The sequence below is a fragment of the Massilia eurypsychrophila genome, from assembly GCF_002760655.1.
Taxonomy (GTDB): Bacteria; Pseudomonadota; Gammaproteobacteria; order Burkholderiales; family Burkholderiaceae_D; genus JAFCUW01.
The window spans coordinates 55409-81052 of record NZ_PDOC01000009.1 but is presented as its reverse complement, the minus strand read 5'-3'; the positions used below and the strand labels follow the sequence as shown (position 1 = coordinate 81052).

General features: G+C 65.0%; 20 protein-coding genes and 1 tRNA gene. 4 read left to right on the top strand and 17 right to left on the bottom strand.

The features are described 5' to 3' along the window. Window positions 1-2: 2 nt before the first annotated feature. The 9 genes from ychF to CR105_RS15500 all read right to left on the bottom strand — a co-directional run bounded on the left by ychF (window position 3) and on the right by CR105_RS15500 (window position 8579). Window positions 3-1094 (bottom strand): redox-regulated ATPase YchF, encoded by a 1092-nt coding sequence (gene ychF / locus CR105_RS15540; protein ID WP_099789722.1) that lies wholly within the window; start codon window positions 1092-1094, stop codon window positions 3-5. 127 nt (window positions 1095-1221) lie between these two features. Continuing rightward, window positions 1222-2268, bottom strand: a complete 1047-nt coding sequence (locus tag CR105_RS15535) for a patatin-like phospholipase family protein (RefSeq protein WP_229413956.1) — start codon at window positions 2266-2268, stop codon at window positions 1222-1224. Window positions 2269-2563: 295 nt separating this feature from the next. Further along, entirely contained in the window at window positions 2564-3148 is a 585-nt protein-coding gene (gene pth, locus CR105_RS15530) for an aminoacyl-tRNA hydrolase (RefSeq protein ID WP_099789716.1), read from the bottom strand. A gap of 101 nt (window positions 3149-3249) precedes the next feature. Beyond that, a complete protein-coding gene (locus CR105_RS15525; RefSeq protein WP_099789713.1) occupies window positions 3250-3900 on the bottom strand; it encodes a 50S ribosomal protein L25/general stress protein Ctc in 651 nt (216 codons plus the stop codon). Between the two features lie 192 nt (window positions 3901-4092). Next, window positions 4093-5043, bottom strand: coding sequence for a ribose-phosphate pyrophosphokinase (locus CR105_RS15520; protein ID WP_099789710.1), 951 nt, complete (start codon window positions 5041-5043; stop codon window positions 4093-4095). A gap of 138 nt (window positions 5044-5181) precedes the next feature. Next, window positions 5182-5258, bottom strand: a tRNA-Gln gene (locus tag CR105_RS15515). A gap of 66 nt (window positions 5259-5324) precedes the next feature. Further along, a complete protein-coding gene (gene ispE, locus CR105_RS15510) occupies window positions 5325-6230 on the bottom strand; it encodes a 4-(cytidine 5'-diphospho)-2-C-methyl-D-erythritol kinase (RefSeq protein ID WP_099789707.1) in 906 nt (301 codons plus the stop codon). A gap of 3 nt (window positions 6231-6233) precedes the next feature. Further along, the gene (locus tag CR105_RS15505; protein ID WP_099789705.1) at window positions 6234-6839 is read right to left on the bottom strand and encodes an outer membrane lipoprotein LolB; all 606 of its coding nucleotides are present in this window, start codon (window positions 6837-6839) and stop codon (window positions 6234-6236) included. Between the two features lie 12 nt (window positions 6840-6851). Next, a complete protein-coding gene (locus tag CR105_RS15500) occupies window positions 6852-8579 on the bottom strand; it encodes a tetratricopeptide repeat protein (RefSeq protein WP_099789704.1) in 1728 nt (575 codons plus the stop codon). A gap of 100 nt (window positions 8580-8679) precedes the next feature. Here CR105_RS15500 and mutM point away from each other — a divergent pair, with 100 nt between their 5' ends. From mutM to mutY, 3 genes are read left to right on the top strand one after another with little or no spacing between them, the layout of a single operon-like run. Further along, on the top strand, window positions 8680-9513 hold the full coding sequence (gene mutM, locus CR105_RS15495; RefSeq protein WP_099789701.1) for a bifunctional DNA-formamidopyrimidine glycosylase/DNA-(apurinic or apyrimidinic site) lyase: 834 nt from the start codon (window positions 8680-8682) through the stop codon (window positions 9511-9513). Between the two features lie 35 nt (window positions 9514-9548). Next, the gene (locus tag CR105_RS15490) at window positions 9549-11477 is read left to right on the top strand and encodes a dynamin family protein (RefSeq protein ID WP_099789698.1); all 1929 of its coding nucleotides are present in this window, start codon (window positions 9549-9551) and stop codon (window positions 11475-11477) included. Beyond that, window positions 11474-12577 (top strand): A/G-specific adenine glycosylase, encoded by a 1104-nt coding sequence (gene mutY / locus CR105_RS15485; protein ID WP_099789695.1) that lies wholly within the window; start codon window positions 11474-11476, stop codon window positions 12575-12577. The genes CR105_RS15490 and mutY overlap by 4 nt, the downstream gene beginning before the upstream one ends. A gap of 88 nt (window positions 12578-12665) precedes the next feature. Here mutY and CR105_RS15480 read toward each other — a convergent pair whose 3' ends face one another. Genes CR105_RS15480 through CR105_RS15445 form a run of 8 tightly spaced genes read right to left on the bottom strand, consistent with a single transcriptional unit; the run spans window position 12666 to window position 22850 of the window. Beyond that, a complete protein-coding gene (locus CR105_RS15480) occupies window positions 12666-13793 on the bottom strand; it encodes a deoxyguanosinetriphosphate triphosphohydrolase (protein ID WP_099789692.1) in 1128 nt (375 codons plus the stop codon). Next, the gene (gene aroKB, locus CR105_RS15475; RefSeq protein ID WP_099789926.1) at window positions 13793-15424 is read right to left on the bottom strand and encodes a bifunctional shikimate kinase/3-dehydroquinate synthase AroKB; all 1632 of its coding nucleotides are present in this window, start codon (window positions 15422-15424) and stop codon (window positions 13793-13795) included. The genes CR105_RS15480 and aroKB overlap by 1 nt, the downstream gene beginning before the upstream one ends. Before the next feature lie 41 nt (window positions 15425-15465). Continuing rightward, entirely contained in the window at window positions 15466-17718 is a 2253-nt protein-coding gene (locus tag CR105_RS15470; protein WP_099789689.1) for a beta strand repeat-containing protein, read from the bottom strand. A 35-nt stretch (window positions 17719-17753) separates the two neighbouring features. After that, window positions 17754-19880 (bottom strand): type IV pilus secretin PilQ, encoded by a 2127-nt coding sequence (locus CR105_RS15465; protein WP_370660687.1) that lies wholly within the window; start codon window positions 19878-19880, stop codon window positions 17754-17756. 32 nt (window positions 19881-19912) lie between these two features. After that, complete coding sequence (locus tag CR105_RS15460) at window positions 19913-20455, bottom strand: pilus assembly protein PilP (protein WP_229413955.1); 543 nt, start codon at window positions 20453-20455, stop codon at window positions 19913-19915. Further along, window positions 20452-21123 (bottom strand): type IV pilus inner membrane component PilO, encoded by a 672-nt coding sequence (locus CR105_RS15455; protein ID WP_099789683.1) that lies wholly within the window; start codon window positions 21121-21123, stop codon window positions 20452-20454. The genes CR105_RS15460 and CR105_RS15455 overlap by 4 nt, the downstream gene beginning before the upstream one ends. Before the next feature lie 18 nt (window positions 21124-21141). Further along, a complete protein-coding gene (locus CR105_RS15450) occupies window positions 21142-21777 on the bottom strand; it encodes a PilN domain-containing protein (RefSeq protein ID WP_099789680.1) in 636 nt (211 codons plus the stop codon). Then, window positions 21777-22850 carry a pilus assembly protein PilM gene (locus tag CR105_RS15445; RefSeq protein ID WP_099789678.1) on the bottom strand — a complete coding sequence of 358 codons (1074 nt, stop codon included), beginning with the start codon at window positions 22848-22850 and terminating at the stop codon, window positions 21777-21779. Before CR105_RS15445 ends, CR105_RS15450 begins: the two co-directional genes overlap by 1 nt. 410 nt (window positions 22851-23260) lie before the next feature. Here CR105_RS15445 and CR105_RS15440 point away from each other — a divergent pair, with 410 nt between their 5' ends. Continuing rightward, on the top strand, window positions 23261-25615 hold the full coding sequence (locus tag CR105_RS15440; protein WP_099789675.1) for a penicillin-binding protein 1A: 2355 nt from the start codon (window positions 23261-23263) through the stop codon (window positions 25613-25615). The last annotated feature ends 29 nt before the right edge of the window (window positions 25616-25644 follow it).

Genomic DNA, 25644 nt, shown 5'->3' with positions numbered 1-25644 from the left:
AGTTAGACGTTGAACAGGAAGTTGAGCACGTCGCCGTCCTTGACGACGTATTCCTTGCCCTCGGCGCGCATCTTGCCCGCTTCCTTGGCGCCGGCTTCGCCCTTGTAGGCGATGAAGTCGTCGTAGGCGATGGTCTGCGCACGGATGAAGCCGCGTTCGAAGTCGGTGTGGATGACGCCGGCCGCCTGCGGGGCGGTGTCGCCGACGTGGATGGTCCAGGCGCGCACTTCCTTCACGCCGGCGGTGAAGTAGGTCTGCAGGCCGAGCAGCTCGTAGGCGGCGCGGATCAGGCGGTCGAGGCCCGGCTCCTGCATGCCCATGTCGCTCAGGAAGGCGCCCTTGTCTTCGTCGTCGAGGTCGGCGATTTCGGACTCGATCGAGGCGCAGATGGCAACGATCGGCGCGTTCTGCGCCTTGGCATACGCGGTCAGCTGGTCGAGCAGCGGGTTGTTGGTAAAGCCCGTGTCGGAGACGTTGGCGACGAACATCGCCGGCTTGGCGGTGATCAGGCACAGCGTCTTGATCAGCGCCATGTCGTCGGCGTCGAGGCCCATCGTGCGTACCGGTTTACCCTGGTCCAGGTGCGGCATCAGGCGTTCGCACAGCGCGACCAGCTTGGCGGCATCCTTGTCGCCGGAGCGCGCTTTCTTGTTCTCGCGGTGGATCGCCTTTTCGACGGCGGCCATATCGGCCAGCGCCAGCTCGGTCTGGATCACTTCGATGTCGTCGAGCGGGCTGATCTTGCCGGCGACGTGGATCACGTTGTCGTCTTCGAAGCAGCGCACCACGTTGACGATGGCGTCGGTCTCGCGGATATGCGACAGGAACTGGTTGCCCAGGCCCTCGCCCTTCGAGGCGCCCGCCACCAGGCCGGCGATGTCGACAAACTCGACGATGGCATTGACCATGCGCTCAGGCTTGACGATTGCGGCCAGCGCGTCCATGCGCGGATCCGGCACTTCGACGACGCCGACGTTCGGCTCGATGGTGCAAAACGGATAGTTCTCGGCCGGGATGCCGGCCTTGGTCAGCGCATTGAAAAGGGTGGACTTGCCGACGTTAGGCAGGCCGACGATGCCGCATTGGAGACTCATGGGAAAACTTTCTAATTCGGTGGACGAGGGGCGCGCAGGCGCGGCATTCCCCAAAACCCATCATTGTACCCTTGGATGGCGCTATCTGCCGCAAAAATGACCACAGTGGCCCCGCCCTGCAGGCGGGTCAGATCGGCTGGATTTGCGTCAGGTCCGGCCGCTCGGCGAACTCGGCGAATTCGTCGCGCAGGCGCTGCCCTTCGCCGATTGCCTGGCGCCAGTTGCGGATGCGCTCGTCATGGTCGAGGCCGTAGTACGTGAAATCCTTGCGGTCAGGCAGCTTGCCGCGCGGCAGGCTGCGCAGGAACTGCTTGGTGGGCGCGACAATGATGACGTTGTCGAGCCAGCTGCGGTGGGGCCCGCGGGCGGCGCGCCGCCATGGCATCGCCTTGTCGAGCCAGCCGGGCACGACATGCTCGCTGAAATGCGGATAGAGCACCAGCTGGCCTTCCTTGCGCGAGTACGGCAGCGCCAGGTGGTAGTCGATGATGCCGCCGTCCCAGTAGTGACCCGGCGGGGCGCCGGCCAGGGAGCGCACCGGCTGCATCACCAACGGCAAGCTGCCCGACGCCAGCAAGGCGCTGGCCAGGTTGCCTGTTGACAGCGGCGCGAAGTGGGTCGTAAAGCCGTCGAAGCGTTCGCGCAGCCAGGCCGAGTTGTCGCGCTCGTCGCCGACGACGACCCGTTCCATCATGCCGGCGAGCCGTTCGCGCGACGCCAGGTTGCGCAGCGCGGCGGCGGCAAAACCGCGCATCTCGGCGCCGCGGCCTTGCGGCGCGGCGAGTGTGCCGAGGCCGCGCACCGCCAGCAGATTCAGGCGATGGTGAGGATGATTCAGTATGTCGTTTTCGTGGCCGATGACGAAGTCGCTCAGCAATTGCCGGCAGACGCCGTCGATTTCTTGCTGTGACGGCTTGGCAGTGTAACGCTGGGCACAATAGAGCTTGCCTAGCCGGGCGAACGCTTCAACCGGATCAGCCTGGCAGGCGGCGGCCATGCGCCACGCGCCGATCGACGATCCAATCAGCGTGCGCTGGCGCGGCGCGGCGGCGAGCCAGTCGCCGAACAGGTATTGGTCAAGCGCCTGGAAGATCAAGCCTTTCGGTCCGCCGGCGGCGGCTGGGATGACGCCAATGTCGGCCGCGCGCAAGCCGTGCGAGCGCAATCGCTCCATGGCAATCGGCCCAGCGTGGTAACTAAGAGAACTCATCGCCGAATTATCGCAGGAAGGCTGCGCATATGTCAGCCATTGCCCTACCTCCACCGCGGGGTCAGTGCCGGCAATGGAACACGGCCTCGGCCGCAATTGATCCACTAGTGCTGAGCTCGTGTACGATTGCCGGCACTGACCCCGGTGGAAGTGCTGAGCTCGTGGACGATTGCCGGCACTGACCCCGGTGGAGACCCTGAGCTCGTGTACGATTGCCGGCACTGACCCCGGTGGAGACCTCGGTGGAAGAAGGGGTGTTTCAGGCGGTGTGCAGCTGCATTGTCGCCGTGTCGAACTTCCCCTCAAATAGCAGCGGCAGCACGCGCAGGCTCTTTTCGATCGATTCCTCAATCAAGACCTGCTCTTCCTTGCGCGGCCGGTGCAGCACGTAGTCGGCCACCTGCTGCTGGGAGTTGAGGCTGCGCGGATGGCCAATGCCGAGCCGCAGCCGCCAGTAATCCTGCGTGCCGAGCGCGGCAGTGATGTCCTTGATGCCGTTGTGGCCGCCCGCGCCGCCACCCTTCTTCATCTTGACGATGCCGGGCGCCAGGTCCAGCTCGTCGTGGACGACCAGCACTTCACTTGGCTCGATCTTGTAAAAACGCGCCAGCTGGCCAACCGACAGGCCGGAGCGGTTCATGAACGTCAGCGGCTCGAGCAGCCATAGCTCGTTGCCGCCGACCATGGTCTTGGCGACCATGCCGTTGAAGCGCGCTTCGCGCTGCAGGCGGCAGCCAGGCAGGCTGTTGGCAAGGTTGTCGACCAGCCAGAAGCCGGCGTTGTGGCGGGTCTGTTCGTATTCGGGGCCGGGATTGCCGAGGCCGACGATGAGGCGTATGGACATAATGAGCGAGCCGAAGGAAAACGTGATTATCCGGGAAATTGGACAGAAAAAAACCCGCCAGGCGCGAGCCGGCGGGTTTTTTTGCAGCGTAAGCTAAAGAATTACTTCTTTGGCTTGGCAGCGCCCTTGGCGGCTGCGTCGGCTTCCGAAGCAGCTGCAGCAGCAGCGCTCTCGAGCGCGTCGGCGGCAACGTGGCCAGCCGGCACGGCAGCGGTAGCGACGGTCAGGTTCGAACCGTGGGTGATCGCGGTCACGCCCTTAGGCATGGTCAGGTCAGCAACGTGGATCGAATGGCCGACGTCGATGTTGGCCAAGTCGACTTCGATGAACTCAGGCAGGTCGCCTGGCAGGCAGGTGATTTCCAGCTCGGCCAGCACGTGCGAAACGATGGCGCCGTGCAGCTTGACAGCTGGCGAGACGTCGGCGTTGACGAAGTGCAGCGTGACCTTGGTGTGGACTTTGCTCTTGGCATCGACGCGCTGGAAGTCAGCGTGCATGACCAGCTGCTTGTACGCGTGCATCTGGAAGTCGCGCAGCATGACAGCCTGGGTGGCACCGTCGATTTCGAGGTCGAGGACCGAACCGTGGAACGCTTCTTTTTTCAGCGCGTGGTACAGCGCGTTGCCGTCCAGCGAGATCATGACCGGGGCTTCGGTGCCACCGTAGATGATGCCAGGCGTCTGGCCGGAAGTGCGCAGGCGGCGGCTCGCTCCGGACCCCTGCAAAGTGCGATTGAATGCGATAACTTTCATGTGTTGCTCCAAAAAGTGCGAGGCTTGATTGCCCCGCGGTGTGAAGGCCCCCGCGACCAGGGGTCTTCCGAATCGGGTGCAACAAACGCACCCGAGAAAAAGGTTAAAACTGCAAATTCTGAAAACGCCAACGGCGCACCGGCTGGTTTGCCAGTGCGCCGCGGGACGCAGCGTGAAACAGCGCGCTGCTATTTAATCGATAAACAGCGACATCACCGAGTCGCCCTTGCTGATGCGCTTGAACGTCTCGGCCAGCAGCGGCGCGCACGTCAGTTGGCGAATCTTGCTGCAGCTGAGGGCCGCGGCCGACAGTGGAATGGTGTCGGTAACGACCAGCTCGTCAAGCGGCGAGGCGGCAATGCGCTCGATCGCCGGGCCCGACAGCACCGGGTGGGTACAGTACGCGACAACTTTCTTGGCGCCGCGCTCTTTCAACACTTCGGCCGCCTTGGTCAGGGTGCCGGCGGTGTCGACCATGTCGTCCATGATGACGCAGTTGCGGCCTTCGACTTCACCGATGATGTTCATCACTTCCGACACGTTCGCCTTCGGGCGGCGCTTGTCGATGATGGCCAGGTCGCAACCGAGGCGCTTGGCCAGCGCGCGGGCGCGCACCACGCCGCCGACGTCGGGCGAGACCACCAGCAGGTCGTCGTAATTCTTTTTCTGCAGGTCGCCCAGCAGGATCGGCGACGCGTAAATATTGTCGACCGGGATATCGAAGAAGCCCTGGATCTGGTCGGCGTGCAGGTCCATGATCAGGACGCGCTCGACGCCGGCTTCTTCGAGCATGTTGGCGACGACCTTGGCCGAGATGGCCACGCGCGCCGAACGCGGACGGCGGTCCTGGCGGGCATAACCGAAATACGGGATGGCGGCGGTGATGCGGCCGGCCGAAGCGCGTTTCAGGGCGTCGACCATCAGGATCAGTTCCATCAGGTTGTCATTGGTCGGGTTGCAGGTCGACTGCAGCACGAAGACGTCTTTACCGCGGACGTTTTCGTTAATTTCGACCATCACTTCGCCGTCCGAAAACTTCGAAACGTTTGCCTTGCCAAGCGGGATGCCGAGATTTTTTGCGACTCCTTCTGCCAGCGCCGGGTTAGCGTTGCCGGTAAAAACCATCAGGTTTTCGTAAGCCATGGGAGTCCCAAAGAGAAGCGTTGATTCTTGAAAGACGCCAGTCGTAACTGACGCTATGCTAAAGATGACCCGCGAGAGCGAGTCCATCGAGTTCACCGGCTGGACGCTGAAAATCGCATCGACAGGCAGTAAAACGAATGGCAGGGGAACAAGGATTCGAACCTTGGTATGCTGGAATCAAAATCCAGTGCCTTAACCAGCTTGGCGATTCCCCTACGCAACTGACTACTTGCCGTTACATTTAACGTATTTTACAGTCAAACTTAACGCCAAGCCAAATTCTATTCTATAACTCCATCAACTTGCAACCGCCCGTGCATCGGATGGCGCACCAGCGATTTCGCCTTCCACGCCACCCATTTGCCGGGCACCACGGCAAGCACCGCTGTAGCACCGGCTTCATCGGCAAAGGCGCTAAACACGCACGATCCCGAGCCGGTCATCCTGGCGTGGCCGTAACTGCCGAGCCATTCAACCGCTTCTGCTACCGGCGGGAACAACTGCGTCGCTACTGCCTGCAAGTCGTTTTTGCCAAACCCCAATTGATCTTGCTGACTCATCAGGTGCCTGGAAAAGTCCGCTATTCTGACGGGTTTCGTGTCGCGTGTCAAATCCCTGGCGCAAAAAATCGCCGCGGTCGGCACCGCGACACCCGGCTCGATCACCACGTACCAGCAATCGGCCGTGTCGACCGGCTGCAGGCGCTCGCCGACGCCCTCGGCAAAGGCGTTCTGGCCGAAGATGAAAAACGGGATGTCGGCGCCCAGCGGCAGGCCCAGCGCCATCAGCTCGTCGCGGTTCAAACCGGCCTGCCACAGGTGGTTGGCGGCCATCAAGGCGGTGGCCGCGTCGGACGAGCCGCCGCCCAGGCCGCCGCCCATCGGCAAGCGCTTGTCGATGGCGACGTCGAGGCCAGGCGCCGGCCGGCCGTGGCGGCGCGCGAACTCTGCCTGCAGCAGGCGCAGCGCGCGCACCACCAGGTCGTGTTCGGCCGGCACGCCGGGCAGGTCGGTGGTGCGGCGCACCTGGCCGTCGTCGCGCACATCGAAGTGCAGCGTGTCGCCATGGTCGACCAGCTGGAACACCGTCTGCAGCAGGTGGTAGCCGTCGTCACGGCGGCCGTTGACGTGCAAGAACAGATTGAGCTTGGCCGGCGCCGGGCAATCGTGTAGCGAACGGGGCGGCACCGCTTAGCCTTGCGGATCGATGAAGATGCGGATCGCCAGTTCGTCGGCGCTGGCGGCGGCGATGCGTTCGGCGTCGATGCGCTTGGGCTGCGGGCGCGCCGCCTTGTCGTCCTGCCACGACACGAAGCGCAGGCGCCAGCCGTCGTTGGTGGTGACGGTGTTGTTGGCCGGCGTGGCGACGAAGCGCTTGCCGTCGGCGCCGGTGGCGTAGCCCTGCAGCCAGTCGCGCAGGCCCGATACCGGCAGCGACCAGCCGAGCGTTTGCGCCGTCAGCGTGTCGATGTCCTTGGCCACGCGCGGCACCTTGTCGGACTGCACCAGGGTGGCCGACTGCGGCGTGATGCTGATGGTGGCGATGGTGGCCATCGGCGAGGACAAGGTGACGTCGATGCGGCCAGGCTTTTGCGACCAGTTGAAGCTGCCGGTGAGCGACTCCGGATTGCCGTCCTTGCGGTACTTGACCGACAGCTTGCCGGCGGCGTCAAAGGCGTCGCGGTAGGCGCTGCCCTGCTGCTGGGCCGGCGTCGTGCGGGTGGCGGTGGGGACGCTGGCGCAAGCGGCCAGCAGTGCGGCGGACAGGGCCGCGGCAAACAGTTTTATTGAAGGCATGTCGTCTCTTTTTTACAGGCGCTGCTGCAGGCGCGCCAGCGTGTTCTTGAGGGTGTCGTTCTTCGGATCCTTGGCGCGCGCTTCGCGCCACAGTTTCAGTGCATCGGGCTTTTTGCCCTTGTGCCACAGCACTTCACCCAGGTGCACGGCGATCTCGGGGTCGCTGCGCAAGGCGTAGGCGGCGCGCAGCAGCTTTTCGGCCTCGTCGAGATTGCCGAGGCGGTAGTGCACCCAGCCCATGCTGTCCATGATGAACGGGTCGCCCGGCGCCATCTTCAGCGCCTTGTCGATCAGCGCCAGCGCTTCGGGCAGGCGGATGTTGCGCTCGGCCAGCGAGTAGCCCAGCGCGTTGTAGGCATGGTGGTTGTCGGGCGCCTGCACCATCACTTCGCGCAAGGTCTTTTCCATCACGTCGACGCGGCCGGTTTTCTCGGCCAGCAAGGCAAAATCGTACAGCAGGTCGGGATTGGCGGGGAACCTGGCGACGCCCTCCTGCATCAGCGCGTAGGCCTGTTCCTGCTGGCCGGCGTCGCGCAGTATCTGCCCTTCGGCCAGCACCAGCTGCGCCTGCTCGGACGGCTGCGCCGCGTCGACGCCGGCCAGCAGCTGGCGCGCGCCGGCGGTGTCGCCTTGCTTGCCGATCAGCTGGGCGCGCTTGAGCTGGGCGTTGAACCAGGCCCCGCGCTCGCCGTCGCCGACCTTTTCCAGCCAGCGCATCGCGCCCTTCAGGTCGCCGCGTTCTTCGGCCAGCTGCGACAGCAGCACATACACTTTCGAGCCGTCGCGCTCGTTGTCGGGGCTGGCGGCCAGCAAATCTGCGAAGCGGAGGAAATATTTTTCGCCGCCGGCCTGGTCGTTCAGCTGCAGCGACAGGATGCCGAGCGCGTACAGCGTGTTCAGGTCGTCCGGCTGGTCTTTCAGCAGCAACTGGAATTCCTTGCGCGCCAGGTCGAACTGCTTGCGGTTGATCAGCAGGCGGGCGTGAGCGGCGCGCACTTCGCTCGCCTTCGGGTTGGCGGCGAGGAACTGCGCCAGCAGTGCGGCCATTGCCGCATCGTTCTCGGTGACCTGGGCGAGCGTGAGCACGGCCAGTTCGGAATCGGGCTTGAGCGCCAGCGCCGCGCGCGCTTCCTTGAGTGCCAGTTCGGTGGCGCCGCGCGCCTGCGCCGACTGCGCCAGCACCACGTGCGCTTCGAGCGTGCCGGCGTAGGGCGCGGCCAGCCGTTCGAGCATCGCCACGCCGGCGGCCTTGTCGGTGGCGCGCACCAGCAACTGCTGCGCCTGGAACAGCGCCACGCCGCGCTCGGCCGGCGCCGCGTCGGCCAGCCGCTTGCGCAGGATCGGCTCGGCTTCGGCCAGGTCGCCCGACAGGATCATGAAGGCGAGGTGGTACTGGGCCGCCGGTTCGGAATCGGGCGCCAGTTCACGCCACAGGCGAATTGCCGCCAGCGCCTGCTCAGGCTGGCGCGCCGCCTGCGCCATTTCGCCGGCGCGCTGGGCCAGGCGCGGATCGCGCGTTTGCTGCGCCGCCGCCATCAAGGTCATGTAAGGCGCTTGCCAGTTGCCTGCCCGAAATTCGATCTCCGACCTCATCAGCACGTACAGCAGCTCTTTGGTCAGGGCGACGTTGGGCAGCTTGTCGCCGGCGGCCGGGGCGTCGAGCGGCGCCTGGGCCAGCGCCGGCGGCGCGCACGCGGCCAACAAGCCGGCGAAGGTTACAATGGCGAAAGCGTTTTTCAAGGCAATTCCAGGATGACACGAATGATTTCAGATTCTACGCCCAACCCTTGCGCCGCGTGCGTGCCGGCGTTCGTAATGTCCAGAAAATTGCGAAACTGATATGCCCGAACTGCCCGAAGTCGAAGTCACGCGCCTCGGCGTCGCCCCCCATCTCGAAGGCCGGCTGGTCGACAGCGTGCTGCTGCGCCGCGACGGCCTGCGCTGGCCGTTCCCGCCGGCCTTGCCGACACTGCTGGCCGGCCAGCGCATCCTGTCGGTGGGCCGGCGCGGCAAGTACCTGCTGATCCATTTCGCCCACGGCACCCTGATCATCCACCTCGGCATGTCGGGCCACCTGCGCGTGCTGCCGCCGGGCACCGAGCTGAAAAAGCACGACCATTTCGACCTGGTGGTCGGCAGCGGCGCCGGCCAGCAGGTGCTGCGCCTGCACGATCCGCGCCGCTTCGGGGCGGTGCTGTGGCATCCGAACGACGACGGCGAACTCGACTCGCACCTGCTGCTGCGCGGCCTCGGCGTCGAGCCGCTGGAAGACGGCTTTTCGGGCGGACTGCTGTTTCGCGCCAGCCGCAAGCGCAGCGCGCCGGTCAAGCAGTTCCTGCTGGCCGGCGACGTGGTGGTTGGAGTTGGCAATATCTACGCCTGCGAAAGCCTGTTCAGGGCCGGCATCAATCCGAAAACGGCGGCCGGGCGCATCTCGCGTGGCCGCTATGACAAGCTGGCCGTCGCCATCCGCGAAATCCTCGCCGAAGCGATCGTCCAGGGCGGCAGCACCTTGCGCGATTTTATTGCGGTCAATGGTCGATCCGGCTATTTCCAACAGACGTATTTCGTCTATGATCGTGAAGGAGTGCCGTGCCGCAACTGTGGCGCCCCGGTCCGCCGCATCGTCCAGGGGCAGCGCTCGACGTTTTATTGCGTCAATTGCCAGAAATAGGCGCTCAAAAAACAACACAACCCGCAGGGAACAAGATGGTGCACGAATTTCAACATTACGGCGCATGGCGCGAAGGCGTGGTCGGCGCCCTGGCGAGCTACCAGATGTGGGTCAACGCGGCCGAATTGACCGATGCCGCCACCGAGCAGCGCATCGCGCGCGCGCTGGCCCGTCTGGCCGACGACAAGCTGTCGATTGCCTTCGTCGCTGAGTTCTCGCGCGGCAAGTCCGAGCTGATCAACGCGATCTTCTTCGCCGATTACGGCCAGCGCATCCTGCCGTCGGCGGCCGGGCGCACCACCATGTGCCCGACCGAACTGATGTACGACCCGGCCTGGCCGGCGTCGCTGCGCCTGCTGCCGATCGAAACGCGCGCCGGCCAGCTGTCGACCAGCGACTACCGCGACGACGCCGCCGCCTGGACCGTGCTGCCGCTCTCGCTCGACGCCGGCGACAGCATGCACGAGACGTTCAAGCAGGTCAGCATGACCAAGCGCGTGCCGGTGGCGGAAGCTGCCAGCTACGGCCTGTACGACGACACCGATCCGGATGAGGCCAGCACCGTCGACGCCGACGGCAACGTCGAAATTTCGCTGTGGCGCCACGCCATCATCAACTTCCCTCACCCGCTGCTGAAACAAGGCCTGGTGATCCTCGACACGCCTGGCCTGAACGCCATCGGCACCGAGCCGGAACTGACCCTCAATCTGATCCCGAACGCGCACGCGGTGCTGTTCATCCTGGCCGCCGAAACGGGCGTGACCAAGAGCGACATCGAAGTGTGGCGCACCCACATCGGCGCCGGCACGGGCCGCATCGTGGTGCTCAACAAGATCGACGCGATGTGGGACGAGCTCAAGACCGAGGGCGAGAACGACGCCGAGATCGACCGCCAGCAGGCCAGCGTGGCGCAGCTGCTCGCGCTCGAGCCGCGCCAGGTCTATCCGGTGTCGGCGCAAAAGGCGCTGGTGGGCAAAATCAACGGCGACATGGCGCTGCTGGAAAAGAGCCGCCTCGGCCAGCTCGAAGCGGCCCTGTTCAACGAGCTCATTCCGGCCAAGCAGGACATCATCCGCAAGCAGCTGTCGGACGACATGGCGCAGCTGGTGGGCGCGCAGCACGCGATGCTCAACGCGCGCATCCGCGACATCGTCGAGCAGCTGCAGGAACTGAAAAGCCTGCGCGGCAAAAACCAGAGCGTGGTGGCGCACATGATGCGCCGCATCGACATCGAGAAAAAAGAGTTCGACGCCAGCCTGATGGCGCTGGCCGGCACCCGCTCGGTGTTCGCGCGCCTGTCGACCGGCCTGTATTCGTCGCTCGGCATGGAGACGGTGCAAGGCGAAATCGACAGCGTGCGCGAGGCCATGCAGGCGAGCCGCTTCACCACCCGCATGCGCGGCCCGGTGAAGGTGTTCTTCGACCAGATCCGCGGCCACCTGGCCGAGTCGGACGTCAAGATCACCGAGATCGGCGAAATGATGGAGACGATGTACCGCAAGTTCTCCACCGAGCACGGCCTGTCGCTGTCGCTGCCGATGCTGTTCTCGCTCGAAAAATACCGCATGGAGATCGACGCCATCGAGTCGATCTTCCAGAAGCAGTTCGGCGCCACCACTTTACTGTTGAGCAGCCGCGGCGCGCTGATGGACCGCTTCTTCGACTCGATCGCCTCGCGCATCCGGCGCAATTTCAAGGCGGCCAACGCCGATGTCGAAGCATGGCTGAAGGTGATCATGGCGCCGCTCGAAGCGGAGATCCGCAAGCACAAGGAACAGCTCAAGCACCGGCTGGTGTCGACCCAGCGCATCCACGAAGCGACCGACAGCCTGGAACAGAAGATCGACGCGGTCGCCGCCACCCAGGGCGACCTGGAACGGGTCAAGGCGCAGCTGAACCAGTTGGCCAGCGGCGTGTCGGTGGCGCTGAAATCGGAACGGGCGGCACTGGACGCGGCGGCGTGAGGCGACTGACCGAATTCGACGAGCTGGCCGATCCGACGTTTTCGGCCGCCGTCATCGAGTGGCAGCAGCAGCACGGCCGCCATGCGCTGCCGTGGCAGAACACCACCGACGCTTACCGCATCTGGCTGTCCGAGATCATGCTGCAGCAAACGCAGGTGGCCGCGGTGCTGACCTATTACGCGCGCTTTCTCGAGCGCTTCCCTACCCTTGAATCGCTGGCGGCGGCGCCATCGGAAGACGTCATGGCGCTGTGGAGCGGCCTCGGTTACTACACCCGCGCGCGCAACCTGCATGCGTGCGCCAGGCGCGTGGTGGCCGAATACGGCGGCGCGTTCCCGAGCGAGCCGGCGCTGCTGGCCGATTTGCCGGGCATCGGCCGCTCGACCGCGGCGGCCATTTCGGCGTTCTCCAGCGGCACGCGCGCCGCCATCCTCGACGGCAACGTCAAGCGCGTGTTCGCGCGCGTGTTCGGCGTCGACCAGTACCCCGGCATCAAGCCGGTGGAAGACGCGCTGTGGCGGCGCGCCGATGCGCTGCTGCCGCACACCGGCATCGAGCGCTACACGCAAGGGCTGATGGACCTGGGCGCGACCCTGTGCACACGCTCCAGTCCCGATTGCCCGCGCTGCCCGCTGCAGCAGCGCTGCGTGGCGTTTGCCACCGGCCGCACCGCCGAACTGCCGGTGCGCAAACCGAAGAAGACCAATCCGGAGAAGCGCGCGGCGATGCTGGTGGTGATCGATTGCGGCCAGGTGCTGCTCGAGCAGCGCGCCGACAGCGGCATCTGGGGCGGGCTGCTGTCGCTGCCGGAGGTCGATGGGCATGGCGCCTTCGACGACGCCATGCCCGATGCGCTTGGCGCCGCCGGCCGCTTCGGCGTCGTCGAGGAAGTGCAGGCGCTGCTGCCGCTGGTGCACGTGTTCACGCACTACAAGCTGCATATTCATCCGCATCGGATCGTGCTGGAACAGCGCGGCGAGGCGGAAGCCGGCTACGTGTGGTGGGATTTGAACGATATCGGCAATGCGCCGTTACCGGCGCCGGTGAAAAAGCTGCTGCTGCAGCTGGCGGCGCCGTCGCTGTTCACAGCAGGGGGCTGACCCGGTTTCTGGGACGGACCCCGGATTTGCGGACGCCAACGACTTCGGGGTCTGACCCTAAAATAAGAAACGGGTCAGACCCCTGCGGTCACAACTCGTCGATCGAGAAGATGCGGCGGTGCTCGCGGATCGCGTAGCGGTCCGTCATGCCGGCGATGTAGTCGGCGATCTTGCGCGCCTGCCTGTCGGCATCGACCTGGTAGTCCGGCGGCAGCAGCACCGGATCCTTCATGAACGCGTCGAACAAATCGTTGACGATGCGGCTGGCCTTCACGCGCATGCGGTTGACCTGGTAATGGCGGTACAGGTTGGCGTGCAGGAAGCGCTTGAGCTCGGTGGTGTCGGCCTTCATCTTGTCGGAAAAGCGGATCAGCGGCGCATTGGCGCGCACGTCGTCGACGCTGGCCGGCGCCGCGTCGGCGATCAGCGCGGCCGACGTGGCCACCACGTCGGCCGTCATCACGGTGATCATGCGACGCGACGTCTCGTACAGCGCGCGCCGTCCGGCCAGGCCAGGGTACTCGGCTTCGACGGCGTGGCGGTGGCGGGCGAACAGGTCGACCTGCTCCATCTGCGCCATCGTGATCAGGCCCGAACGCAGGCCGTCGTCGATGTCGTGGTTGTTGTAGGCGATTTCGTCGGCCAGGTTGGTCAACTGCGCTTCCAGGCTTGGCTGGGTGCGATCGATGAAGCGCTTGCCCAGGTCACCGAGCTGGCGCGCATTGGCCGCCGAGCAGTGCTTGAGGATGCCCTCGCGCGTTTCGAACATCAGATTGAGGCCATCGAAGGCGCCGTAGTGCTCTTCGAGCGAATCGACCACGCGCAGGCTTTGCAGGTTGTGCTCGAAGCCGCCATGCTCGCGCATGCAGTCGTTGAGCACGTCCTGGCCGACATGGCCGAACGGCGTGTGGCCGAGGTCGTGCGCCAGCGAGATCGCTTCGACCAGGTCTTCGTTCAGGCGCAGGCTGCGCGCCAGCGTGCGGCCGATCTGCGCCACCTCGATCGAGTGCGTCAGGCGCGTGCGAAACAGGTCGCCTTCGTGGTTGAGGAAGACCTGCGTCTTGTATTCGAGCCGGCGAAACGCGGTCGAGTGGATGACGCGGTCGCGGTCGCGCTGGAATTCGCTGCGCGAGCCGGCCGGCGCTTCGGCATGGACGCGCCCGCGGCCGAGCGCGGAATGGGCGGCGTATGCGGCGAGCCGGTCGTCGAAGTCCATCAGGCGGTGCAGGCGGCGATGGTGGCGAGCAGCTGCTCGCGCGGGGCGCCGCCGATGCTCGGGCTGCCCAGCGGCTTCATCAGGATGAACTTGATGGCGCCGCCCTCGTTTTTCTTGTCCACTTCCATCAGCTCGAGCCAGCGTTCGGCGCCGAGGTCCGGCGCCACCGTCGGCAGGCCGGCGGCGGCCACCAGCGCGCGCATGCGCGCCACCGTGGCCTGGTCGACCATGCCGAGCCGGCACGACAGGTCGGCCGCCATCACCATGCCGCAGCCGACCGCTTCGCCGTGCAGCCAGCTGCCGTAGCCGAGGCCCGCTTCGATCGCATGGCCGAAGGTGTGGCCGAAATTGAGGATGGCGCGCAGGCCGCCTTCGCGCTCGTCCTGGCGCACCACGTCGGACTTGATCTCGCACGAGCGCGCGATCGCATGCGCCAGGCAGGCCTGGTCGCGCGCCATCAGCAGGCCGATGTTCTGTTCGATCCAGTCGAAGAAGGCGACGTCAATGATGGCGCCGTGCTTGATCACTTCGGCAAGACCGGCCGACAGTTCGCGCGCCGGCAGCGTGGCCAGCGTGGCGGTATCGGCCAGCACCGCGCGCGGCTGGTAGAAGGCGCCGATCATGTTCTTGCCGAGCGGGTGGTTGATGCCGGTCTTGCCGCCGACCGAGGAGTCGACCTGTGCGAGCAAGGTGGTCGGCAGCTGCACGAACGGCACGCCGCGCATGTAGCTGGCGGCGGCGTAGCCGGTCAGGTCGCCGATCACGCCGCCGCCAAGCGCCACCAGCGTCGTCTTGCGGTCGCACTTGTTGGCCAGCAGCGTGTCGAACACCTGCATCAGCGAGGCCTGAGTCTTGTACTGCTCGCCGTCGGGCAGGATGATCTCGATGACTTCGCGGCCGGCCGCGCGCAGCGGCGCGGCCACGCGCGCCAGGTACAGCGGGGCGACGGTGGTGTTGGTGACGATGGCGACCTGGCGGCCCTGGATATGGCGCGCCAGCAGCGCCGGGTCCGACAGCAGGTCGGCGCCGATCACGATCGGATAACTGCGCTCGCCGAGGTCGACGGTCAGGGTAAGAGAAGTCTGCGGGGAGGACTGCGGATTGGTCATCGATGGCGCGGAGGCGGGAGCGTGCTGGCGGCGCGTGGCCTCGAGCGCGTCCAACTGCTCCAGAATTGTCTGAACCATCGATTGTACGTTAGGACGCCCGGTGTCGACGACCAGCGCGGCAACCTCGCGGTACAGCGGCTCGCGCTGCGCCATCAATTCCTCGATGCGGCGGCGCGGGTCGGCCGTTTGCAGCAGGGGACGATTCTTGTCGTGCGAGACGCGCACCATGATGCTGTTGACGTTGGCGCGCAGGTAGATGACGGTGCCGCGCGACTGCAGGATCTGCCGGGTGCCGGCGTCGAGGACGGCGCCGCCGCCGGTGGCGAGGACGATGCCGTCTTCATTGCACAGGTCGCGGATGACTTCCGCTTCACGCCGGCGAAAGCTCTCTTCGCCCTCGATTTCGAAGATCCACGGAATCGAGGCGCCGGTGCGGGCCTCGATCTCGTGGTCGGAGTCGATGAAGCGTTTGCCCAGTTTCCTGGCGAGGATGCGGCCGATTGTTGTCTTGCCGGCCCCCATCAGTCCTACCAAAAAAACGTTCTGCATCGGCCCCTGTCAGGTTATTTGGTGTCTCCGCAGGACGTCGACAATCCGTACGGGCTGGTTTGGCCAGGTGGCGTGATGCCTGAATTGGCATAGTCGGCGCTCAGCGCTGGCAACGTAGTATACCCCACGTACGCCGCCTCCGAGCCCGACACCGCACCGCGAATCGTGAACTCGACATCGATCCAGTAGGCGCGGTCGCGCGGGTAGACCATCGAAATGGTCGCCGTGCCGCTGGCGTCGGTCTTGCCGGACGAAGTGATGTTCATCGGAATGACCGGATCGAGGCGGCCATTGCCGTTCTGATCTTCAAACGGGCCCAGCACGCCATCCTTGTTGCGGTCCTCGTTCTCGCAGCGGACCGACATTTGCGCCAGCCATGGCGCGTTCAATTGAGGGACATACTCGCCCTTCTTGTAGTGCGTCGGGATCACCGCGCCGGTGATGGCGACGTCGCGCACGGCGTTACCGGCAGCATCGGTGACGAACACCGCGTAGTCAACCTGGTAGGTCGCCGAGCTCGGCGTCAGTACCAGATTGCCGGTACCGGCGCTGATGAACAGCGACTTCTTGCCCACTGTCAGTTTTGCCTGCGCCGATGCGGCCGACACGGGACTTTGCACGACAGCCTGGATGACCACGCCGTCGACCGCCGTCGTGGTGGTGCCGGCGATGTAGCTGATCGTGGCCGAGCCGTCGCTGCCGGTCAGCAGGGTCGATGGCTGCGACAGCGAACCGCCGCTGGCGTCGCTGAGGATGGAGAACGACACGCGGGCATTCTTGACCGGGTTGCCCTGGCTGCTCTTGTCCATCACCACGGCGCGCAGGGTGACCTGTTCGGTGGTGCTGCCCGGCAGGTTGGCGCCGACCACAGCCGGCGTGCCTTGCAAGCTGATGACGGCGGTGGAGGTCAGCGGCGAGACGAATTCGAGCGTGCTTTGCACAACCGAATTGGTGGCCGTCGAGCTGGCCGACAGGGTGGCGATGCCAGGGCCGGTCGCGGCGACGTAGACGCGCGCGGCGCCCGATGTCAACCCGGTGGCGCCGGTCAGTGCCGTGCTGCAGAGCGAATCGGAATACACGGTGCCGCGCGAGGTGCTGATGCTGACCGTGCCGCCCTGCGCCACGCCGCCGACGAAGTTGCTCACCAACACCGGGTAGCAGACGTTGGTGTCGCCGGAGGTGATCGTCGCGCCGACCAGGTCGACTGCCTTGATCGAGAAGTTGGCGGTGCTGATGGCGATCGCCGCGCTGGCCGTTTCGCCCAGTGCGCGGACGGTGACGACATCGTTGCCGGTGCGGGTGGCGGTATAGCTCAGTACCAGCTTGCCGGCCGCGTCGGTCATGCCGGTGCTGGCGCCGCCGTTCTTGGTTACCAGCGGATTGATCGCGGCGCTGAAGGTGACGGGCGTGTTGGCCAGCGGCGCGTCGGCCGAATCGAACAGGGCCACCGCGACATCGCTGGTGGCGCCAAGGTTGACAGTGCTGCTGGCGTTGACGGTGATGCGGGTGCCGGCGACGTTGACCTTGACGATCGCGGCAGGAGCGCCGGCGACGTTGCCCGACACCGTGATGATGCGGGTGGTCGGATCGGTGCCGGTGGCCAGGTTGACGCTGGCCACGCCATTGGCGTCGGTGTTGACCTGCGAGGCGCTCAGCGCGCCGGAGTCGGTGGCGAACGTGACCCTGGTATTCGGCATGACGACGTTGTTCGAATCGAGCACCAGCGCCTTGATCTGCACCGCGGTGCCGGTGGCGCCGGACGACGACAGCGTGCCGCTGCTCGACGTCAGCAGCAGCTTCGGCGTGGTCGACGCCGACGTGGCGACGGTGACGATCTTCGGCGCCGAGGTGGCTGAGCCGGACGACGCGGTGATCGTAATGTCACGCGCGGAGGCGTCGCCTTTGACGTTGAGTTTTTCGGTGACGGTGCCGGTGGCGTCGGCTTCGCGGTTGGTATTGGAGATGTTGCCCGAGCTGGCCTTGAAACTGACGATGGCGCCGGGAATGGCATTGTTGTTGGCATCCTTGACGATCGCCGTCAGGATCACTTCGGTGCCGTCGGCGCCGGATGCGGCGATGGTCGAGGCGCTGGTGACCAGGGTGACGCTGGCCGCAACCGCAGTGCCCGGCGTGGTGCCAGGGGCGCCCGGCACGGCGCCGGCACTGCCGCCGCCGCCGCCGCAGGCGCTGAGGGCCGCGGCGACGAGGCCTGCCGTGGCGAATTGGCTGAACTTACGCCAGGAAAAGACATTGAGAATCGGCAGCATGGGTGCTCCAGTTATTAATTTTAAGAATCGCGGATTTATTGGGTCGGGACGCTGTCGGCGACGATCTTCGGCGTCAGGAACACCAGCAGTTCGGTCTTCGATGTTTCACGGCCGGTCGTCTTGAACAGGTGGCCCAGTATCGGCAGGTCGCCCAGCAGCGGCACCTTGGTGTCGGTGGTGCGTTCCTGCTGCTGGTAAATACCGCCCAGCACGACGGTGCCGCCGTTTTCGACCCGCACCTTGGTCTTGACGTGCTGGTTGTTGATGGCAAAACCGGCCGGCGTGATGTCGCCTTTCGAATCCTTGTTCACTTCCACTTCCAGCACGACGTTGCCGTCCGGCGTGATCTGCGGCGTCACTTCCATCCGCAAGTTGGCCTTCTTGAACGTGATCGACGTCGCGCCGCTGCTGGTGGCGACCTGGTATGGCAGCTCGATACCCTGCTCGATGACGGCGACCATCTTGTCTTCGGTCAGGATGCGCGGGCTGGAGATGATCTTGCCCTTGCCGTCCGCTTCCAGCGCCGACAGTTCCAGGTTCAGGAAGCGGTTCGCCGCTGCCGAAAACAGGCTGAAGGCAATCGTCGCCGGCGGAATGGTGCCGATCGCGGCGGCCGGCAGGTTGAGGAACTGGGTGTTGTTGAACGAATCGCTGCCGGCCGGGATCTGGCCGGTGGTCTGGCCGACGCCGTTCATGTTGCCGGTCAGCGCCAGGCGGTTGTTGCCGTTGACCTGGTAGCCGGAATCGCCGCCGCGCAAGGTGCGCATGTCGGAAAAGCCCAGCTTGGCGCCGAGGTTGCGGCTGAAGCTGTCGCTGGCCTCGACCAGGCGGGCCTCGATCAGCACCTGCTTGGAGGCGACGTCGGTCTTCTGGATCAGGCGGCGGATGTCTTCGATCTTCGACGCCAGGTCGGTGACGAACAGCTGGTTGGTGCGCGCATCGATGATGGCGCTGCCGCGCTTGGACAGCACGCGGTTGCGGCTGTCGGCGCCGCTGTCGAGGCCGAACACGGTGCGAAACGCCTCCGCCTTCTGATAGTTGAGCTGGAATATTTCCGAGCGCAGCGGCTCGAGGTCGGCGATCTGCGCGCGCTGCTCGAGTTCAAGCTTTTCCTTGGTCAGCAGTTCTTCCTTCGGCGCGATCCACAGCACGGTGCCGTTCTTGCGCATGTCGAGGCCCTTGGCCTGCAGCACCACGTCGAGCGCCTGGTCCCACGGCACTTCTTTCAGGCGCAACGTCAAATTGCCGGTCACCGAATCGCTGGTGATGATGTTCAGGCCGGAGATGTCGGCGATCGCCTGCAGCGCGGCGCGCACTTCGACGTTCTGGAAGTTGAACGACAGCTTCTCGCCGCGGTAGCCCTGGGTGCCCTGGGTCAGGCGGTTCGGGTCTTCCTTGATCGGCTTGACGTCGATCACCAGCTGGGTGTCGCTCTGGTAGACGGTCTGTTCCCACAGGCCGCGCGCCTCGATCGTCATGCGCGCGTTCTCGCCTTGCGGCACGGTGGTGATCAAGGCGACCGGGGTGCCGAAGTCGGTCACGTCGAGCCGGCGGCGCAGGCTCGGCGGCAGACCGGTTTTCATGAAGTCGACCACGACGGTGTTGCCGACCTGGCGCACGTCGACCGCGACCTGGCTGCTCGGCAGGTCGACGACGATGCGCCCTTCGCCGTTGGCGCCCTTGCGGAAATCGAGGTCGCGCAAGGTCTGGCGGCCGACCGGGCGCGTGTCCGCGGCCTGCACCGGGATGCCGGCGCGGTTGACCGCTTGCGCGACGCCGCCGGAGCCTTCGATGGTGACGATGACGGATTTGCCGTCGATCGCGGCGGCGTAGTTCAGCGCGCGCTTGAGGTTAAACACGAGGCGGGTGCGTTCGCCCGCCTGCACCACGTTGATCGCGCGCAGGTCGCCGAGGTTGATGTCCTGCGAATTTTTGCCCGTGCCGTTGACGGTGGCGCCGAAGTCGAGCGCGATGCGGGTCGGGTTGGTGATCGAAAAACCGATCGGCAACTTGCTCGGCACCTGCTTCATGGCGATGTTGACCACCACGTTCGAGCCTTGCTGGTTGGCCGTGATCGATTCGATCGCGTTGTCCTCGGCCATCGCCACGCCGCTCATCAAGGCGAGCATGACGATTGCGCCCAGGCGTGCCACCGGCCCCATCAGGCCGGCGGCGCCGTTCATTTTGAATGCGATCATTTCTTGGTCTCCTTGCTTTCTTGCAATTCCAGCTTCGACAGTCGCTCGACCCACTCGCCGCCGGCATCCTGAACCACTTCCTTGATATTGATTGCGCCTTCGCTCACGCCGGTGACGAGCCCGTAGTTCTGGCCGATGCGCTGGCCGGGCTTGACCTGGTGCACCGCGCGGTCGATCTGCAGCAGCGCGTACGTGGTGCCGGCCTTCTGGATCACGCCGACCATGGTGAAGGTGTCGAGCGGATAGCTCTCGAGCAGCTCCTTGCGGCGGTCCATGTCCGGCTTGTACCTGGCGTCGGACTTTTCGGCGGCGCGGGCCAGTTCTGCCAGCAGCTTGTCGGGGCTGTACGGGTCGACCGCTTCCTGCGCCGCGTAGGCGAACGGAATGAACGTTTTCGGCTCGGCGATCGGCACCACCGACACCCTGGTGTCCTTCTTGACCTGCGCCATCCAGTCCTGCACTTCCTTGACGTCGCTGTCGCTGCAACCGGCCAGCAGCAACGCCGCCATCAAAGGGGCAACCGTGCGGATCATCTTCATTTGGCGGCTCCCTTGGCCAGCTTGGCCTTGTCGGCGCGCGCCTTGCGCTGGGCGCTGGCCTCTTCCGGATCGAGGTAGCGGAACGTCTTGGCGACGGCGTCGAGCGTGAGCACGCCGTCCTTGCCGGCCGTCAGCGCCATGTTGTTGAGGGTGACGATACGCTGCAGGTTGGCCATGTCGGCGGCGAACGCGCCGATGTCGTGGTAGCTGCCGTTGACGCGGATGTCGATCGCCTGCTCGGCGTAGTAATCACGCACCACGACCTGGCCCGGGCGGAACAGGTCGAACTGCAGGCCGCGGCCGAGGCCGGCCTGGTTGATGTCCGACAGCAGCGCGGCCATCTCGGCCTTGCTCGGCAACTGCTTTTGCAGCCGCTCGACGTACTGGTCGACCTGCACCCGCTGCACTTGCAGCGCGTCGAGATTGATCGCCTGCGCCATCTTGATCTTGTATTCCTCGCGCAGGCGCAGTTCATCCTGCGCCAGCCGCTCCTGGTCTTCGAACTGGGTGCTCCAGTAGCCGAAGTAGCCGAGGGCGACAACGCCGGCCATCACGCCGATGGCGCACAGCACCCGCGGCGCCAGCGGCCACAGGCCCGGATGGCGGCCGGCCAGGCCCTGGAACTGGGCCGACAGCTGCGCGCCGATTTCTTTCAGATTAATGTCCATGAAGTATCCGATCGGCGCTTAAGGGGTGACGCCGGCGGCGAGCACGGTGACAATCGGCTGGCCCGGCTTCGGCACGCCCTTGACGGCGTCCTTGTCGCGCGGGCGCTTGATGCCGACCACCAGGGTAAATTCGACGACCTTCTTGCCGGTCTTGCTTTGCGTCAGCGCGACCGCCTTCACTTCGGTCAGTTCCGGCTTTTCCAGCCATGGCGAGGCGCCGGCCAGGTTGCGCAGCATTTCGGCGACCCGCTCCTGCGACTGCGCGTAGCCGGTCAGCGACACGCGCTGGCCGTCCTGCTTGAACGACTTCAGGTAGACCCCGGTCGGCGTCTGCTTGACCAGTTCGTCGAGCAGGTAGACCGGCTGGTTGCGGTCGCCCTGCAAATCTTCGACCGCCTGCTGGCGCGCCTTGAGCGCTTCGATTTCCTGCTTCAAGGTGGCGATCGCGACAATTTTCTTGTCGAGTTCGGCGTTGGCATTGCTCAGCACCAGGTTGCGCTCGTTCTGGATCGAGATGCGCGAGGCGTTGTAGCCGCCGACGACGAGCACCACGGCCACGCCGAGGATGCCGCCAAGCGCCATCAGGGCGACGAACGCGGTTTTTTTCTGTTTGCGTTTTTCTTCGCGGTGCGGAAGAAGGTTAATTCTGATCATCAGCCAAATCTCCTCAGCGCCAGGCCGCAGGCGACCAGGTAGGCCGGCGCTTCGGCGCGCAGCTGCAACTCGCGCACGCCCGCTGCGAGCTGCATGCCCTTGAACGGCGAGACGACGGCGCTGGAAATCTTGGTGCGGCTGGCAACGATGTCGAGCAGGCCGGGAATCAGCGCGCAGCCGCCGGCCAGGTACAGCTGGTCGATGCGGGTGTACGGGGTCGACGTGTAGAAAAACTGGATGGCGCGCGTCACTTCCAGCGCGGCGTTCTCGAGGAACGGCCCGAGCAGGTCAGCCTGGTAATTTTCCGGCAGGTCGCCGGCCTTCTTCTTGTTCTCGGCTTCCTCGAACGACAGGCCGTAGGCGCGCACGATGTCCTGCGTCAGCTGGTTGCCGCCGAACGGCTGCTCGCGTTCGTAAATGGTGTTGCCGCCTTCCATCACCGAAATGTGGGTGACCTGGGCGCCGATCTGGAACAGCGCGACGATCTGGTCCTGGGCGCCGGAAATCCGGTCGGCCACCCGTTCCAGCGCGGCGCGCGCGGCGTACGACTCGATGTCCATCACCACCGCCGTCAGGCCGGCCGCTTCGGCGATGGCCACGCGGTCCTCGACTTTTTCCTTGCGCGCCGCCGCCAGCATGACGTCCATGTCGTCGGGCGAATTGGCGGCCACGCCGAGCACGTCGAAATCGAGACTGACTTCGTCGAGCGCGAACGGGATGTACTGGCTCGCTTCGGATTCGACCTGCACTTCGAGCTGGTCTTCCGACAAGCCGGCCGGCAGGATGATCTTCTTGGTGATTACCGACGCCGGCGGCATGCCCAGCGCGACGAGCTTGACGCGGGTGCCGCTCTTTTTCCACACGCGGCGCACCGCTTCGGCGACCTGCTCCATGTTTTCGATGTTGCCGTCGACGACGGCGCCGCGCGGCAGCGCTTCGGAGGCGTAGCGCTCGAGCCGCAGCACATCTTTGCCGGCGTCTGCCAGCTCGACCAGGCGAACGCCGGACGTGCTGATGTCCAGGCCCAGCAAAGGGGGACTGGACTGTCCAAACAAGGAACCGAGATTGACCATACCGAGCGTGCTCCTCAACTACGACATCATTGCTAACGCTGCGAAAGTTTCCTAAAAGAACGAAAACTTAATCTCGTACTAACAGGGAATTTGTTATAAAACCGCCATTTAGATCAGTAACATGAGGCAATACATTAAATCGTAGCAACAAGGCTAAGCCCATGTAAAGGTATTTCTGCATACCAACTTTATTGAGTTGGGCGGATAAACGACACTCTGTAAACCCTTTGCCATCTTAGTTGTCGGCTCGCTCACACCGCCTCAAAACGGCGTGTTTGAAGTTGCCGCATGCAAATTGTCGGCCTGCTCGAGTCCGCCTTTAACGACTTGCGCAAACGTCGCGGTGCACCGTGTACTATGGGGCCTGCCTTATAATGAGCCGCATCAATATAGCGAAAGATTTGACCCGCATGAGTTCCTCCCCTAAGGATTCCAAGAAGTCCCCTTCCCCGGCCGGCGGCGCGCGCAAGGCCACGCCAAAACGGATTGCCCTGATCACCCTGGGCGTGCTGGCCGGCACCGCGCTGGCCGGCGTGCTGGTGGTCGTGTTCGCGCTGGCGATGGCCTACCCGAACCTGCCGGCGCTCGACTCGCTGACCGACTACCGGCCGAAGATGCCGCTGCGGATCTTTTCCGCCGACGGCGTGCTGATCGGCGAGTTCGGCGAAGAGCGGCGCAACCTGGTGCGCATCAACGAGATCCCCGACGTGATGAAAAAGGCCGTGCTGGCAATCGAGGACGACCGTTTCTACCAGCACAGCGGGGTCGACTACACCGGCATCCTGCGCGCGGCGCTGCACAACGCCACCGGCGGCGCGCGCCAGGGCGCCTCCACCATCACCCAGCAGGTGGCGCGCAATTTCTTCCTGTCGAGCGAGCAGACCTTCAAGCGCAAGGCGTATGAAGTGCTGCTGGCGTGGAAGATCGAAAAGAACCTCAGCAAGGACCAGATCCTCGAGGTCTACATGAACCAGATCTACCTGGGCCAGCGCGCCTACGGCTTCGCGTCGGCCGCGCAGATTTATTTTGGCAAGAGCATCAAGGACATCACCGTGGCCGAGGCGGCGATGCTGGCCGGCCTGCCGAAGGCGCCGTCGGCCTACAACCCGGTGGTCAACCCGAAGCGCGCCCGCACGCGCCAGCAATACATCCTGCAGCGCATGCACATGCTCGGCTACATCACGCCGGCCCAGTTCGAAGTGGCCAAGGCCGAGCAGCTGCGCATCAAGACCGACAGCGCCGAGTTCGGCGTGCACGCCGAGTACGTCGCCGAGATGGCGCGCCAGCTGGTGTACGAGCAATTCAAGGAAGAAACCTACACACGCGGCCTGAACGTCTTTACCACCGTCACCAAGGCCGACCAGGATGCGGCCTACCTGGCGCTGCGGCGCGGCGTGATGGATTACGAGAAGCGCCATCCGTACCGCGGTCCGGAAGCCTACATCGATATTCCGTCGCGCAAGGAAGACGCCGACGAGGCCATCGAGACCGAGCTGGCCGAGCATCCCGACAGCGACGACATCATCGCCGCGATGGTGCTCAGCGCCACGCCGACCGGCATTACCGCCGTCACCGCGTCCGGCGAAGAGATCAAGGTCAGCGGCGCCGGGCTGGGCTTTGCGCAGTCGTGGCTGTCCGAGAAAGCGGCGCCGAACCGGCGCGTGCGGCGCGGCGCGGTGATCCGCGTGACGCAGGAAGGCGGCGCCACCTGGAGCGTGACGCAGATGCCGGTGATCGAATCGGCGTTCGTTGCCGCCGACACCACCGACGGCGCGATCCGCGCACTCGTTGGCGGCTTCGACTACAACCGCAACAAGTTCAACCACGTGACGCAGGCGTGGCGCCAGCCCGGTTCGTCGTTCAAGCCGTTCATCTATTCCGCCTCGCTCGAACGCGGTCTGTCGCCGGCGACGATCATCAACGACGCACCGATCAGTTTCGACGCCGGCCAGACCGGCGGCCAGGCGTGGGAGCCGAAGAACTACGACAACAAGTACGAAGGACCGATGAGCATGCGGCGCGGCCTGACCAAGTCGAAGAACATGGTCTCGATCCGCATCCTGCACAAGATTGGCGCCAAGTATGGCCAGGAATACACCAGCCGGTTCGGCTTCGACGCCGACAAGAACCCGCCCTACCTGACCCTGGCGCTTGGCGCCGGCGCCACCACGCCGCTGCAGATGGCCGGCGCCTACGCGGTGTTCGCCAACGGCGGCTACCGCGTCAGTCCGTACCTGATCTCGAAGGTCACCGATGCCGACGGCAAGGTGCTGTCGCAGGCGGTGCCGGACCGCGCCGGCGTCGAGGCGAACCGCGTGATCGACGCGCGCAACGCCTTCCTGGTCGACAGTATGCTGAAAGACGTGGTGCGCTTCGGCACTGCCACCAAGGCGCTGTCGCTGAAGCGTTCCGACATTTCCGGCAAGACCGGCACCACCAACGATTCGATCGACGCCTGGTTCGCCGGCTACCAGTCGAAGCTGGTGGCGATCGCGTGGATCGGCTACGACCAGCCGAAAAACCTGGGCAACAAAGAAACCGGCGGCGGGCTGGCATTGCCGATCTGGATCGGCTACATGCAAAAGGCGCTGAAAAATATTCCGGTCGAAGAACGCGAAGTGCCGGCCGGGCTGGTGTACGTCGGCGACGAGTACTACTACGCCGAGAATCCGCCCGGCACCGGCGTGCAGAGCCTGGACGTCGGCACGCGCGGCACGCCGGCCGAGGAAAAGCAGAAGGACGCGGTCAAGAACGAGCTGTTCTAACTGTCGGGAACGCTGGGGTCAGGTCTGAC